Source organism: Nocardioides sp. (genome assembly GCF_044226765.1).
Taxonomy (GTDB): domain Bacteria; phylum Actinomycetota; class Actinomycetes; order Propionibacteriales; family Nocardioidaceae; genus Nocardioides.
Genome location: NZ_JBGAGJ010000003.1, coordinates 122,603 through 135,702 on the forward strand (window position 1 = coordinate 122,603; position 13,100 = coordinate 135,702).

Genomic DNA, 13,100 nt, shown 5'->3' on the forward strand with positions numbered 1-13,100 from the left:
CGGAGCCGCTAGCCTGGCGCTCGTCGTCGCGACGCGGGAGGAGCCTGCTGGTGACCGAGACCGAGGAGCCGCTGCCCCTGGCGGAGGACCAGGGGGACGGGCCGGGCCTGCTGCGCACGATCGCGCTCACCGACGCCGTGGTCGCGATCGCGATGACCCTCCTGGTCCTGCCGCTCGTCGAGGTCGCCGGGGAGGTGGACCCCGACGACGTCTGGAGCGTCGTCTCCGAGCGCAGCGACCTCCTGCTGTCGTTCGTGATCAGCTTCGCCGTCGTCTACGTCTTCTGGGCGGCCCAGGGCACCGCCGTGCGCCGGCTCGAGCGGGCCGGCGTCGAGGCGCCGGGCTGGCGGGCCCTCAACCTGCTGTGGCTCCTGGTGATCGCGTTCCTCCCGTTCCCGACCGCCCTGGTCGGCCGCGCGGTCACCACCGGCACGGCCGTCTTCTACATCGGCACGATGTTCGTGCTCTCGCTGCTGACCTCCGCGATCACGGTGGTGGTCGACCGGGAGGTCGGGCCGTCGGGCCGGGCGCGTTGGGGATGGCTCACGACAGCGGTCTTCGCGGTGTGTGCCGCCATCAGCGCCGTCGACGCCGACGCCGGGCTGCTGGCGCTCCTCGCGCTGCTGCTGCTCAGGGTGATCGAGGTGTGGTCCGACCGGCACCGGTCGGCCAGGTGATCGGGTCGTTGACGACGACCTCGTAGGTCGCCTCCGACGAGGTCGAGTCACTGGGAACGTCGGTCGCCTCGGACCGGCCGAGGGGGAGTGCGGACCCCCGCTGCGCCGCGGCCAGGTCGGTCCAGAAGCTGGCGGCCATGACCTCCGCGCGGTCCGGGGCCCACAGGAGCAGGGCACCGGCGCACGGCAGCAGCGCGTAGCAGCCGGTCAGCGAGGCGCGGAGCGCCTCGACCGCGCCGGTGGCCGGCCCCTCGGCACCGCCCCCTCGCAGGCTGCGCACCAGCAGGTGGTCGACCTGGCTCATCGTCGACAACCCTCCCAGGCCGTCCTTGAAGCGGCTGAGGACCACCTCGTACGTCCACTGCCCGTCGAACCGGGCCGAGGACATCCCCACCATGGCCTGCGCGGCACGGGCGCCGAACGGCCGGGACGCCTCCTCCGACTCCGGGCCGTCCCAGAACGCCGCGCCGCGCAGGACGCTGCGCGCGCGGTCGACGAGCATCAGTAGGCCCAGGTAGCCCGGGAGGTCGCGCACCCGGGGCACGATCAGCTCGCACACGGCCCGGGCGACCGCCGGGTCGTGCAGGTCTCCGCCGGTCAGCTGCCACAGCCGTGCGACCGGGCGGGTGTCGTCGTCGGTCATGTCGGTCGACCCCCTGATCCGTCGACTCTAGGATCCCGGCGGCCCCGGCGGAGCGGCCCGAGGTCCCACGGTCCCAGGACCACGGTCCCGGGACGACGATCCGGTCACGACCAGGCGTGGAACGACCACCAGCCGAGGAGGACGCCGGCCGCGCCGAGGACGACGTACGCCGCCACCCACCGCCCCGGCCCGGCGCTGCCCTCAGGTCGCCGGGTGCGGGCCGCGACCCGCTCGGGGCCGGACCAGCCCCAGGGCAGCGAGATGAGGAGCGCCGGCAGCGCCATCAGCACGAACACGATCCCGCAGAACGCCCACCCCCACACCACGTCGCCCGAGAAGAGCCCGTAGTCGAGGAAGTTCCAGCCCAGCGAGCCGAACAGCAGCCACCACATCGGGAGCAGCAGGTTCGGCGCGCCGAGTCCCATCGCCACGCCGGAGCCGATGAACGCGGAGATCAGCATGACCGGGATGCCGAGACCCATGAAGGCACCGACGTGGGCAGGGCAGGGGGTGGCGTAGACGTAGGGACCACCGGAGCCGCAGCTGCCGCCGATGTCCATCACCGCCCGCATGCTCAAGAACACCCAGGTCATCGTCAGCAGCATCACCAGCACGCTCACGTAGAGCGTCACCACGCGCACGGACATGCGACGACTCTCGCAGGATTCGGGCAGCACCGGACGTCCACCGGTAGTGGGCTGGACCGGCGGCCCGGCGGCGTGTGCCACGCTACGCGCGTGGCACCCTCGCACTCGGTCACCCGGGCCTGGCACGGCGTGGTCATCGGGCTGGGCGCGCTGCTGATCCTCGTCGGCACGCTCGCCGGTGTCGTCAACCGCGAGGTCCTCGACGCCGACCGCTTCGCGGCGCACGTCGACACGGTGCGGACCGACCCGGACGTCAGCCGTGAGCTCGGCGCGGTGATCACCGAGCGGCTGTTGGAGCAACAGCCGGACCTGGTGGCGCTCCGGCCGCTGGTGGAGTCGACCGCCACCGACCTGGTCGCCAGCCCGGCGGTCAGCCCGCTGGTGCGGTCGGTCGTCGCTCCGCTCTACCGCGCCCTCGTGCTCGGCCAGGGCGAGGACCCGCTCGTGCTGCGGCTCGCCGACGTGGCGGCGGTGGTGATCGGCGTCGTCACCGAGGTCTCACCGCAGGCCCGGGCCACCGTGCCCCCCGACCTCGACGTCCGGCTCTCCGAGCTCGGGGGCGCCCACTACGACACCACCGTCGTCTCGCACGTGCACTGGGTCGCCTGGATCGCCCGGCTGTGCCCGCTCCTCGGTCTGCTCCTGCTGGGCGTGGGGGGTGTCCTCCTCGCGCCCCGCGGCGCCCGGGTGCGCGGGTTGCTGCGCGAGGTCGGGCGCGGTGCGCTGGTCGCGGGGCTCGGGCTCGCGCTGGTCGTGCTGACGGTGGCGTTCCTCGCTCGGCGCGCGGACCGCAGCACGCTCGACGGGGCGCTCGCGCACGCGGCCTGGGCCGAGCTCTCGAGCTCCTTCTGGCTGGCCACCGCGCTGGTCGTCACCGTCGGTGCCGTCGGCGTGCTGGTCTCGCGGGAGGACGCCGACCTCCGCAGCCTGCTCCGCCCGGCCCACGAGCCGCTCGAGGCGGTCGGCCGGGCCATCGTCCTCGGGGTCGCCGGCCTGGCGCTGCTCGCGGACCCGATGGCCGTGCTCACCGCGCTGCTCGAGATCGCGGGCCTGGGACTCCTCGTGTGGGGCGTCGTGGCGCTCGTGGTCACCATCGTGCGGACCCCGCGGGCTCGTACGTGGGCGGTCGTGTCGGTCGGGGTGCTGGTCGCGGGGTGGATCGTGCTGGTGCTGCCGACCAGCCAGCAGCTGCCCACCGGCCGCGCCGCGCTCGCCGCCGGCGAGGGCTGCAACGGGCACGTCGAGCTGTGCTCGCGCCGCTACGACGAGGTCGTCTTCCCGGCGACCCACAACTCGATGTCGGCAGCCGACATCAAGGGCTGGTTCTTCCCCGAGCAGCCCGACGGCATCGTCGCCCAGCTCGACCACGGGATCCGCGTGCTGCTCGTCGACAGCTGGTACGGCCAGCGCACCGACCGGCCCGGGGTCGTCGCGACGGCCGAGGAGAGCCGGGCCAAGGCGATCGCGGAGGCGCGGGACACCTACGGTGCGGCGACCGTGGACAGCGCCCTGCGGCTGCAGCAGGCCTTCGGGCTGGCGCCGCGCGGCCGGGTGCAGCCCTACCTGTGCCACGCCATGTGCGAGCTCGGCTCGACGCCGTGGCTCGACAGCCTGCGCGACACCCGGACGTGGCTCGAGCAGCACCCGACCGAGGTCGTCACGCTGTTCGTCCAGGACGAGGTCAGCCCGGCCGACACCGCCGACCTGATCGAGAAGGCGGGCCTGCTGCCCTACGTCTACACGCCGTCCGGCGACCCCGCGACCGCCCCGTGGCCGACCCTGGGCCAGATGATCGACAGCGGCAAGCGGCTGGTGGTGCTGATGGAGAAGCGCGGCGGCGGCGAGGAGTGGCCCTGGCTGCTGCAGGGGTTCCGCTGGGTCCAGGACACGCCGTACCTGTTCCGGTCGCCCGCGGAGTTCAGCTGCGACCGCAACCGGGGTCCCGCCGACGCGCCGCTGTTCCTGGTCAACCACTGGATCAGCGACAAGAGGGCCACGGTCAGCAACGCCGCGAAGGTCAACGCTCGGGGGGTCCTGCTGCGGCGCGTCGAGCAGTGCGAGCGCGAGCGCGACCGGCCGGCGAACTTCGTCGCGGTCGACTACTACGACCAGGGCGACCTGATGAGCGTGGTGGACACCCTCAACGGGCTGGACTGAGCACCACACTCGTCCGGAACGGGTGAGGCGTCGCCTCGACCCGGTCGGCAGCATGCCGGAGGTGACCCAGACCGAGGCATCTCCGGGTGGTGCCGTCGCCAGGATGAGCGTCCCCACGCTGACGGCGATGGTCGTCGGCGGCATGGTCGGGGCCGGCGTCTTCTCCCTGCCCGCCCGGTTCGGCGTCGCGACCGGCATCCTCGGCTCCCTGATCGCCTGGACGATCGCCGGCGCCGGCATGCTCATGCTCGCGTTCGTCTTCCAGACGCTGGCGATCCGCAAGCCGGACCTCGACTCGGGTGTCTTCATCTACGCCAAGGCCGGGTTCGGCGACTACGCCGGCTTCAACTCGGCGATCGGCTTCTGGGCCAGCTCCGTGGCCGGCAACGCCTTCTACTGGGTCTTCATCGGCTCGACGCTGGGAGCCTTCTTCGACGGCTTCGGCGAGGGGGACACCGTGCTCGCGGTCGCGGTGGGGACCGCGGGCGTGTGGCTGTTCCACTACCTGATCGCCCGCGGCGTGCGGGACGCCGCGGTGATCAACCGGATCGTCACGGTCTTCAAGATCATCCCGATCCTGGTCTTCATCGTCGTGCTGTTCGTCAACTTCGACGCCGGGGTCTTCGCGGACAACTGGACCGGCTACGGGTACGGCGACCTCGGCTCGCTGAACGAGCAGGTCCGCAACACGATGCTGATCACCACGTTCGTCTTCATCGGCATCGAGGGCGCCAGCGTCTACTCGCGCTACGCCGAGCGGCGCGAGGACGTGGGGCGGGCCACCGTGCTGGGCTTCCTCAGCGTGCTGTCGCTGTTCGCCCTCGTCACGTTGTCGAGCTACTCCGTCGTGCCGCAGCCCGAGCTCGCCGCGACCCGGCAGCCCTCGATGGTCGGCGTCTTCCAGTCGGTCGTCGGCGACTGGGGCGAGTGGTTCATCAGCATCGCGGTGATCGTGTCGGTGCTCGGTGCCTATCTGGCCTGGACGTTGATGGCCGCCGAGGTCATGTACATCCCGGCCCGTCAGGACGACATGCCGGAGTTCCTCGGGCAGGAGAACGCCGCCGGCACCCCCATCACGGCCCTGGTCGTCACCTCCCTCGGGGTGACCGGGCTCCTCGCGCTGACGCTCTTCGTCACCGACGCGCTGAACTTCATGCTGGACCTCGCCACCAGCCTGTCGCTGCTGCCCTACGTCCTGGCTGCGGCCTACGCGCTCAAGCTGGGACTGACCGGAGAGGCCTATGAAGGTGTCTCGGCGCGCACGCGGCGCAAGGAGACGATCGTCGCGGGCGCGGCGACGGCGTACACGGTGTTCCTGTTCGACGCGGCCGGGATGAAGTTCGTGCTGCTGATGACCGTCATCCTGGCCCCGGCCGCGCTGCTCTACGTCAAGGCGCGCAGCGAGCACGGGCGGCGGATCTTCAGCCCGGCGGAGGTCGGACTGTTCGTCCTGATCGTCACGGGTGGGGTGGCCGGGGCCGTCGGCCTGTGGACCGGCCGGATCAGCCTCTAGGCATCACGGAGAGAAAGGGCGGGACATGACCACCTCATCGACGTACGGCGTGCACTCGGAGGTCGGCCGGCTGCGCAAGGTGCTGGTCTGCGCGCCGGGACTGGCTCACCGGCGGCTCACGCCCAGCAACAACGACGAGCTGCTCTTCGACGACGTGATGTGGGTCGAGAACGCCCAGCGCGACCACGCCGACTTCGTCAACAAGCTCACTCAGCGCGGAGTGGAGGTCGTCGAGCTGCACGACCTGCTCGCGGAGACCCTCGACGTGCCGGGCGCGCGCGACTGGCTGCTGGACCGCAAGATCGTGCCGAACCGGGTCGGCCTGGGCCTGGTCGACGCCACGCGTGGCTACCTGGAGACGCTGTCGTCGCGGCAGCTCGCCGAGTTCCTCATCGGCGGGCTCGCGACGCAGGACCTCCCAGAGGACTTCCGCACGCCGTACCTCTCGCTCGCGCGCGAGTCCACCGGCGCCCGTGAGTACCTGATGCCGCCGCTGCCGAACACGCTCTACACCCGCGACACGACCTGCTGGCTCTACGGCGGCGTGACCCTGAACCCGCTGTACTGGCCGGCGCGCAAGGACGAGACGCTGGTCTACAAGGCGATCTACGAGTTCCACCCCGACTTCGTCGGGTCGACGGTCTGGTGGGGCGATCCCGAGCAGGAGTGGGGCCAAGCCACCTTCGAGGGCGGCGACATCATGCCGGTCGGCAACGGCGTGGTCCTCATGGGCATGAGCGAGCGCACCTCGCGCCAGGCGATCACCCAGGTCGCCTCCGCCCTGTTCGCCCAGGGTGCCGCGGACCGGGTCGTGGTCGCCGGGATGCCGAAGCTGCGTGCGGCCATGCACCTCGACACCGTCTTCACCTTCGCCGACCGTGACATCGTCACGCTCTACCCCGAGATCATGGACGCCGTCCACACCTTCTCGTTGCTGCCCTCCGACCTGGCCCCGGGCCTCGAGGTGGTCGACGAGGGGTCGACGCCGTTCGTGGACGTCGTCGCCCGTTCGCTGGGACTGGACTCGCTCCGGGTCATCGAGACCGGCGGCGACGTCTACCAGTCCGAGCGCCAGCAGTGGGACAGCGGCAACAACGCCGTCGCACTGGAGCCCGGCGTGGTGTTCACCTACGACCGCAACACCCTCACCAACACCCTGCTCCGCAAGGCCGGGGTCGAGGTGATCACGATCGTCGGCGCCGAGCTCGGGCGCGGCCGCGGCGGCGGTCACTGCATGACCTGTCCGATCATCCGAGAGCCCGTGGAGTACTGATGCGCCTTACGACCCTGTTCGCCCTGGCAGCTGCCACCGTCCTGCTCACCTCCTGCGGTGGCTCCGACGGCCCGACCGGCCGCGAGGGGAGCCCGGCGACGGCCGGCGACCTCGACAACACGACCTACACCTCCTCGGAGGTCACCGGCTACGACATGGTCAAGGACACCCAGGTGGTGCTGACCTTCAAGGACGGCAACCTCGGCGTCAACGGCGGCTGCAACACGATGTCGGCGGCGTACGCCGTCACCGACGGCACGCTGAAGTGGACCGGTCCTGCGGCCTCCACGATGATGGCCTGCAACGACGAGCTGACCGCCCAGGACAAGTGGCTGACCGGGATCTTCACCGACGGGGTGAAGGCCGACGTCAACAACTCGACGCTGGTGCTCACCGCGTCCGACGACGCGGAGATCGTCCTCGAGGCCGACTGACGCCCCGTCCCGGTCGCTAGTTGCCGGTCTGCTGCGGCAGCTTCGGGATCAGCCAGTCCAAGAAGGCGTCCTGGCTGCGGGTCTGGATGTAGATGCGGCCGGGCCCCGTCAGGTCGCAGACCAGGCCCTCGCCGGAGAGGAACGTCGACTTCCAGCCGCCGACCTTGCGGACGGCGTACTGCACGCCCTCGGTCCAGGCCACCATGTGCCCGGTGTCGACGGTGTAGGTCTGGCCCGGCTGCAGGTCGATGGCGTGGATCGCGCCGTAGCTGGACAGCACGAGCTCGCCCTGCCCGGAGACGCGCAGCATGAAGAGGCCCTCGCGCGAGAAGAACGTCTTCGCACCGCCCCAGTTGGTGTCGATCTCGACGCCCGAGGACGACGCGATGTAGGAGCCCGACTGCACGAAGAGGGTGCCCTGGTGCGGCCACGCGACCACGTCGCCCGGCAGCGACGGCGCGACCCACAGCTCAGCGCCGGCCGTCTGAGCGGTGAACGTGTTCATGAAGAACGACTCGCCACCGAGCACCGAGCGCTTCAGGCCCTTGAGGATGCCGCCCTGGGTCGACGTCTCCAAGGTGATGCCGGGCGACATCGCCAGCATCGCCCCGGCCTCCGCCCGGACGGTCTCGCCCTGCGCGAGGGTGAGCTTCGCGGCGGCGTACGCCGGGCCGTAGAGCACTTCGGTCTGCATGGTGAGCCTCTTCCTATGCGTGGCCCGAGCCGGGGGACGGGTACGTCCCGAGCCTAGTCACCGCCGACCCCGCCGTCCGGCGGGCTGAGACACTCGTCTGCGTGGACCGACCGCCGCTCGCCGACGCCCTCGACCTCGCCCCGCACCCGGAGGGCGGGTGGTACCGCCAGACCTGGGCGTCGCCGGAGACCGTGACCCTGGCGGACGGCCGGGTCCGGCCGACCGCCACGCTGATCTACTTCCTGCTGCCCGCGGGGGAGTCCTCGGCCTGGCACCGGGTCGCGTCCGACGAGGTCTGGCTCGCCCACCAGGGCTCGGTCACCCTCGAGCTCGGGGGCGACGCCGCGCGGCCGGTCGGGGCCGGCACCGTCTCGGTGGGCCCGGACCGACCCCAGGTGCTGGTGCCGGCCGGTGCCTGGCAGCGCACGCTCCCGAGCGGCACCGACGCGCTGGTCAGCTGCCTGGTGTCCCCGGGGTTCGACTTCGACGACTTCGAGCTGGCATGAGGCCGCTGACGCTGGTCACCGGCGGCTCCCGCGGGATCGGGGCCGCGACCGCCCTGCGGCTGGCCCGGGACGGGCACGACCTGGTGCTCGGCTACGCCCGCGACGACCGGACCGCGGAGGAGACCCGGCTGGCGGTCGAGGACGCCGGGGCGCGCTGCCGCACCGTGCGGGCCGACCTCACCGAGCCCGCGGGCGTCGACCGTCTCTTCGCAGAGGCCGGCCCGGTGACCGGTGTCGTCAACAACGCCGGCGCGACCCTCCACCTCGGCCCGCTCGCCCAGACCCCCGTCGAGGTGGTCCGGGCGACGGTCGACCTCAACCTCACCGCCGCGCTGCTGGTCGCCCGGGCGGCCGTGCGGGCGATGGGTCGCTCCTTCGGCGGGCAGGGCGGCGTGCTGGTCAACGTCAGCTCCGGCGCGGCGACGCTGGGCGCGCCGGGGGAGTACGTGCAGTACGCCGCCGCCAAGGCCGGCGTCGACGCCCTCACGGTGGGCCTGGCCCAGGAGGTCGCCGGCGACGGGATCCGGGTCGTCGGCGTCGCGCCGGGCATCGTCCGCACCACCATCCACGCCGACGCCGGGGAGCCCGGCCGGGTGGAGCGGGTGTCCCCGCTCGTGCCGCTCGGCCGGGCCGGTGAGCCGCACGAGGTCGCCGACGCGATCGCCTGGCTGATGAGCGAGCAGGCGTCGTACGTCACCGGGACGACGCTGCGCGTCGCGGGCGGCCGCTGACCTCGCTGGCAACAGTTGCCAGCCCGACCCCGGGGGCGTCGTCGCCGCCCACGGTGCCCGGTGCCGGGCCGGTGATTAGGTTCGACGGCATGAGGGTCCTGCTCGCGCTCGGTGGCAACGCCATGACGAACGCCGACGGCCGAGCCCGCCCCGAGGACCAGATCGCCGCCGCCCGGGTCGCCATGGCCGAGGTCGCCGACCTCCTGCAGCACGACGTCGAGGTGGTGCTCACCCACGGCAACGGCCCGCAGGTCGGCAACCTGCTGGTGAAGAACGAGCTCGCCGCTGCCGTCGTGCCGCCGGTGCCGCTGGACTGGTGCGGCGCCCAGACCCAGGCCACGCTCGGGTTCGTCCTGATGAACGCGCTCGACGCCGCTCTCGCGGCCCGTGGGGTCGACCGGCGCACCGCCACCGTCGTCACGCGGACCCTGGTCGACGCCGCCGACCCGGGCTTCGAGCGCCCGACCAAGCCGATCGGGCGCTACCTCCCGGCCGACGAGGCCGCCGTCCTCGTCGACCACGGCGAGACGTGGGAGGACCGCGGGGAGAAGGGGTGGCGGCGGGTGGTCGCCTCGCCCGACCCCGTGCGGATCGTCGACGCGCCCGCGGTCCAGGCGCTCGTGGAGGCCGGGTTCGTCGTCGTCGCGAACGGCGGCGGCGGCATCCCCGTCGTCGAGGAGCCCGACGGCTCGCTGCGGGGCGTCGAGGCCGTGATCGACAAGGACCTGGGCGCCGCCCTGCTCGCCCGCGCGGTCGCCGCCGACGTCCTGGTCATCGGCACCGACGTCCCCCACGCCGTCCTGCGGTTCGGCACGCCCGACGCCGAGCCGCTGGGCACCGTGACCGTGACCCGGATGCGTGCCCATGCCGCCGAGGGGCACTTCGCCAGCGGCTCCATGGGCCCCAAGGTCGACGCGGCGTGCCGCTTCGTCGAGCAGGGCGGGACCCGGGCGGTCATCACCGACCTCGCCCACATCACCGATGCCATCCGGGGCGACGCCGGCACCGTCGTCGTACCCGGCTGACCGAAACGAGAGGTAGCCACATGCCCGAGGCCATCGAGGTCCGCAAGGTCCCGATCCACTCCGTCGCCGACGCCAGCGAGCTCGCGAGCCTCATCGACGAGGGGGTCGTGGCGGCCGACCGCGTCGTCGCGATCATCGGCAAGACCGAGGGCAACGGCGGGGTGAACGACTACACCCGGATCATCGCCGACCGGGCCTTCCGGGAGGTGCTGGTCGAGAAGGGGGCCGACCCCGACGCCGTGCGGCAGGTGCCGATCGTGTGGTCCGGTGGGACCGATGGCGTGATCAGCCCGCACGCGACGATCTTCGCCACCGTCCCGCCCGACCAGGTCGAGCCGACCGAGGAGCCGAGGCTGACGGTGGGCTTCGCGATGAGCGAGCGGCTGCTGCCCGAGGACATCGGGCGTACCGCGATGATCACCAAGGTCGCGGACGCGGTGAAGGTCGCCATGGAGCGCGCCGGGATCACCGACCCCGCCGACGTGCACTACGTGCAGACCAAGACGCCGCTGCTGACCATCCACACGATCCGCGACGCCAAGTCGCGCGGCGAGACCGTCTGGACCGAGCACACCCACGAGTCGATGGACCTCTCCAACGGGTGCACCGCGCTCGGCATCGCGGTCGCCCTCGGCGAGATCGAGATGCCGTCGGACGAGGACGTCATGCACGACCGTTCGCTGTTCTCCTCGGTGGCCTCCTGCTCGTCGGGGGTGGAGCTGGACCAGGCGCAGGTCGTGGTCGTCGGCAACGCGCCCGGCGTCGGCGGCCGCTACCGGATCGGGCACTCGGTGATGAAGGACGCCCTGGACCAGGACGGCATCTGGGAGGCGATCCGCGACGCCGGCCTCGACCTGCCCGACCGGCCGCGCACCTCCGACCTCGACGGACGCCTGGTCAACGTGTTCCTCAAGTGCGAGGCGTCCCAGGACGGCCAGGTCCGCGGCCGCCGCAACGCGATGCTCGACGACTCCGACGTGCACTGGCACCGCCAGATCAAGGCGTGCGTCGGCGGCGTCACCGCCGCGGTCACCGGCGACCCGGCGGTCTTCGTCTCCGTCTCCGCCGCCCACCAGGGCCCCGACGGCGGCGGCCCGGTCGCCGCCATCGTCGACCTGGGCTGAGCACCGCTCGCGGGCTCCCGGGCCCCTGCGGGACGTCATACGTCCTGGTCGCCGGGACAGCCGGTTCGTATGACGTCTGCCGGGGTCGTGCGGTAGGTCATACGTCCTGGTGGCTCGGGCTGCCGGTTCGTATGACGTCGCCCGGGGGCCGGCGGGAGGTCATACGTCCTGGTCGCCCGGGCTGCCGGTTCGTATGACGTCTCCCGGGGGCCGGCGGGAGGTCATACGTTCTGGTCGCCCTGGCTGCCGGTTCGTATGACGTCCCCGAGCCGTCAGTGGCCCGGGCCGGTCACCATCTTCGCGCGCTCGGACTCGTGGGCGCCGCCCTTGGCCGTGAGGGTGTCGCAGGCGTCGTGGATGTCGCGGGCGAGGGTGTCGACGTGCTCGCGGCTCATCGTCTCCTTCACCAGCGCGCGCATGATCGTCACCTCCTGCGCGTCGGGAGGCATCGTGTACGCCGGCACCATCCACCCGCGCTCGGCGGAGAGCTGCCAGGCCACGTCGAACTCGTCGAAGTTCTCCGGCCCCGCCAGCTTGAACGCCACCAGCGGCAGCTGCTCCTGGTCGCGGCCGATCACCTCGAAGCGGCCCACGTCCTGGATCAGGTCGGCGAGCTGCTCGGCGTTCTGCTGCATCTGCTTCATGATGTAGGCGTAGCCGCTGCGGCCGAAGCGCACGAAGTTGTAGTACTGCGCCAGCACCATCGACGAGCCGGTGGAGAAGTTCAGCGTGAAGGTCTCGTCGGTCTTGCCGAGGTAGTTCTCCTTGAACACCAGCGGCTCGGCGAGGTCGTCGCGTGACCGGAAGACCAGCCACCCGATGCCGGGGTAGACGAGGCCGAACTTGTGGCCGGACACGTTGATGGACCGCACCTGCTCGAGCCGGAAGTCCCACGGGGAGTCGGGGTAGAGGAACGGCCACACGAAGCCGCCGCTCGCGCCGTCGATGTGCAGGGGGATGTCCATGTCGCGCTCGGTGCGCACCCGCAGCAGCAGGTCGTTGATCCCGACGATGTCGTCGCGGTGACCGGTGAAGGTGGTGCCGAGGACGGCGGCGACGCCGATCGTGTTCTCGTCCAGGTGCGGCTCGACGTCCTCCGGGCCGATCGTGAACTTGTCCGGGCGCAGCGGGACGATCCGCGGCTCGACGTCGAAGTAGCGGCAGAACTTCTCCCACACGACGTGCACGTCGCCGCCGAAGACCAGGTTCGGCCGGTCGGTCGGGCGCCCGGCGGCCTCCTGCCGCTCGCGCCACTTCCACTTCAGCGACAGCGCCCCGAGCATGACCGCCTCGGACGAGCCCTGGGTGCGCGCGCCGGTGGTCTCGCCGGGCGCGTGGAAGAGGTCGGCGAGCATCCGGATGCACCGCTGCTCGATCTCGGCGGTCCGCGGGTACTCGGCGTGGTCGATGAAGTTGCGGTGCAGGTTCGCCGCGATCAGCTTCTGCGCCTCCGGCTCCATCCACGTCGTCACGAAGGTCGCCAGGTTGCGGGCCGGGTCCCCTTCGATCGCGAGGTCCTCGGCCACCAGCCGCATGGCCTCCACGGAGGTCATGCCATCGGCCGGGAACTCCTTGCTCGGGACCTCCTGGGTGATGAACCGGTTCCCGTAGAGAGCGGCCGGGTCGATCGAGCTGGTCATCGCATCCTCCTAGCGCGTCGGTCGTGCCCAACGTGG

The 13,100-nt window shown here is 71.8% G+C and carries 13 protein-coding genes; 9 read left to right on the forward strand and 4 right to left on the reverse strand.

Going from position 1 to position 13,100, the window contains the following annotated elements:
- Window positions 1–50: 50 nt before the first annotated feature.
- Complete coding sequence (locus tag ACILRH_RS08195) at window positions 51–677, forward strand: TMEM175 family protein (RefSeq protein ID WP_395692285.1); 627 nt, start codon at window positions 51–53, stop codon at window positions 675–677.
- Here the strand turns inward: ACILRH_RS08195 and ACILRH_RS08200 are convergent.
- Window positions 631–1,320, reverse strand: a complete 690-nt coding sequence (locus tag ACILRH_RS08200) for a hypothetical protein (RefSeq protein ID WP_395692286.1) — start codon at window positions 1,318–1,320, stop codon at window positions 631–633. The genes ACILRH_RS08195 and ACILRH_RS08200 overlap by 47 nt on opposite strands.
- Window positions 1,321–1,424: 104 nt before the next feature.
- Window positions 1,425–1,967 (reverse strand): hypothetical protein, encoded by a 543-nt coding sequence (locus ACILRH_RS08205; RefSeq protein WP_395692288.1) that lies wholly within the window; start codon window positions 1,965–1,967, stop codon window positions 1,425–1,427.
- 90 nt (window positions 1,968–2,057) lie between these two features.
- Between ACILRH_RS08205 and ACILRH_RS08210 the strand changes: the two genes are divergently transcribed.
- The 4 genes from ACILRH_RS08210 to ACILRH_RS08225 all read left to right on the forward strand — a co-directional run bounded on the left by ACILRH_RS08210 (window position 2,058) and on the right by ACILRH_RS08225 (window position 7,344).
- Window positions 2,058–4,124 carry a hypothetical protein gene (locus ACILRH_RS08210; protein ID WP_395692290.1) on the forward strand — a complete coding sequence of 689 codons (2,067 nt, stop codon included), beginning with the start codon at window positions 2,058–2,060 and terminating at the stop codon, window positions 4,122–4,124.
- A 61-nt stretch (window positions 4,125–4,185) separates the two neighbouring features.
- Entirely contained in the window at window positions 4,186–5,637 is a 1,452-nt protein-coding gene (locus ACILRH_RS08215) for a basic amino acid/polyamine antiporter (protein WP_395692292.1), read from the forward strand.
- Window positions 5,638–5,662: 25 nt separating this feature from the next.
- Complete coding sequence (locus ACILRH_RS08220; protein WP_395692294.1) at window positions 5,663–6,910, forward strand: arginine deiminase; 1,248 nt, start codon at window positions 5,663–5,665, stop codon at window positions 6,908–6,910.
- On the forward strand, window positions 6,910–7,344 hold the full coding sequence (locus ACILRH_RS08225; protein WP_395692296.1) for an META domain-containing protein: 435 nt from the start codon (window positions 6,910–6,912) through the stop codon (window positions 7,342–7,344). The genes ACILRH_RS08220 and ACILRH_RS08225 overlap by 1 nt, the downstream gene beginning before the upstream one ends.
- 16 nt (window positions 7,345–7,360) lie before the next feature.
- Here the strand turns inward: ACILRH_RS08225 and ACILRH_RS08230 are convergent, their stop codons facing one another.
- Window positions 7,361–8,038 carry a TIGR00266 family protein gene (locus tag ACILRH_RS08230; protein WP_395692298.1) on the reverse strand — a complete coding sequence of 226 codons (678 nt, stop codon included), beginning with the start codon at window positions 8,036–8,038 and terminating at the stop codon, window positions 7,361–7,363.
- Between the two features lie 101 nt (window positions 8,039–8,139).
- On the opposite strand from ACILRH_RS08230, the gene ACILRH_RS08235 reads away from it, so the two are divergent.
- The 4 genes from ACILRH_RS08235 to ACILRH_RS08250 all read left to right on the forward strand — a co-directional run bounded on the left by ACILRH_RS08235 (window position 8,140) and on the right by ACILRH_RS08250 (window position 11,424).
- Window positions 8,140–8,544, forward strand: coding sequence for a cupin domain-containing protein (locus tag ACILRH_RS08235; RefSeq protein WP_395692300.1), 405 nt, complete (start codon window positions 8,140–8,142; stop codon window positions 8,542–8,544).
- Window positions 8,541–9,275 carry an SDR family oxidoreductase gene (locus ACILRH_RS08240; protein WP_395692301.1) on the forward strand — a complete coding sequence of 245 codons (735 nt, stop codon included), beginning with the start codon at window positions 8,541–8,543 and terminating at the stop codon, window positions 9,273–9,275. The genes ACILRH_RS08235 and ACILRH_RS08240 overlap by 4 nt, the downstream gene beginning before the upstream one ends.
- A gap of 89 nt (window positions 9,276–9,364) precedes the next feature.
- The gene (locus tag ACILRH_RS08245) at window positions 9,365–10,300 is read left to right on the forward strand and encodes a carbamate kinase (protein ID WP_395692303.1); all 936 of its coding nucleotides are present in this window, start codon (window positions 9,365–9,367) and stop codon (window positions 10,298–10,300) included.
- A 20-nt stretch (window positions 10,301–10,320) separates the two neighbouring features.
- On the forward strand, window positions 10,321–11,424 hold the full coding sequence (locus ACILRH_RS08250; RefSeq protein ID WP_395692305.1) for a ring-opening amidohydrolase: 1,104 nt from the start codon (window positions 10,321–10,323) through the stop codon (window positions 11,422–11,424).
- 272 nt (window positions 11,425–11,696) lie between these two features.
- Here ACILRH_RS08250 and ACILRH_RS08255 read toward each other — a convergent pair whose 3' ends face one another.
- Window positions 11,697–13,064 carry a glutamate decarboxylase gene (locus tag ACILRH_RS08255; RefSeq protein ID WP_395692307.1) on the reverse strand — a complete coding sequence of 456 codons (1,368 nt, stop codon included), beginning with the start codon at window positions 13,062–13,064 and terminating at the stop codon, window positions 11,697–11,699.
- Between the last annotated feature and the right edge of the window lie 36 nt (window positions 13,065–13,100).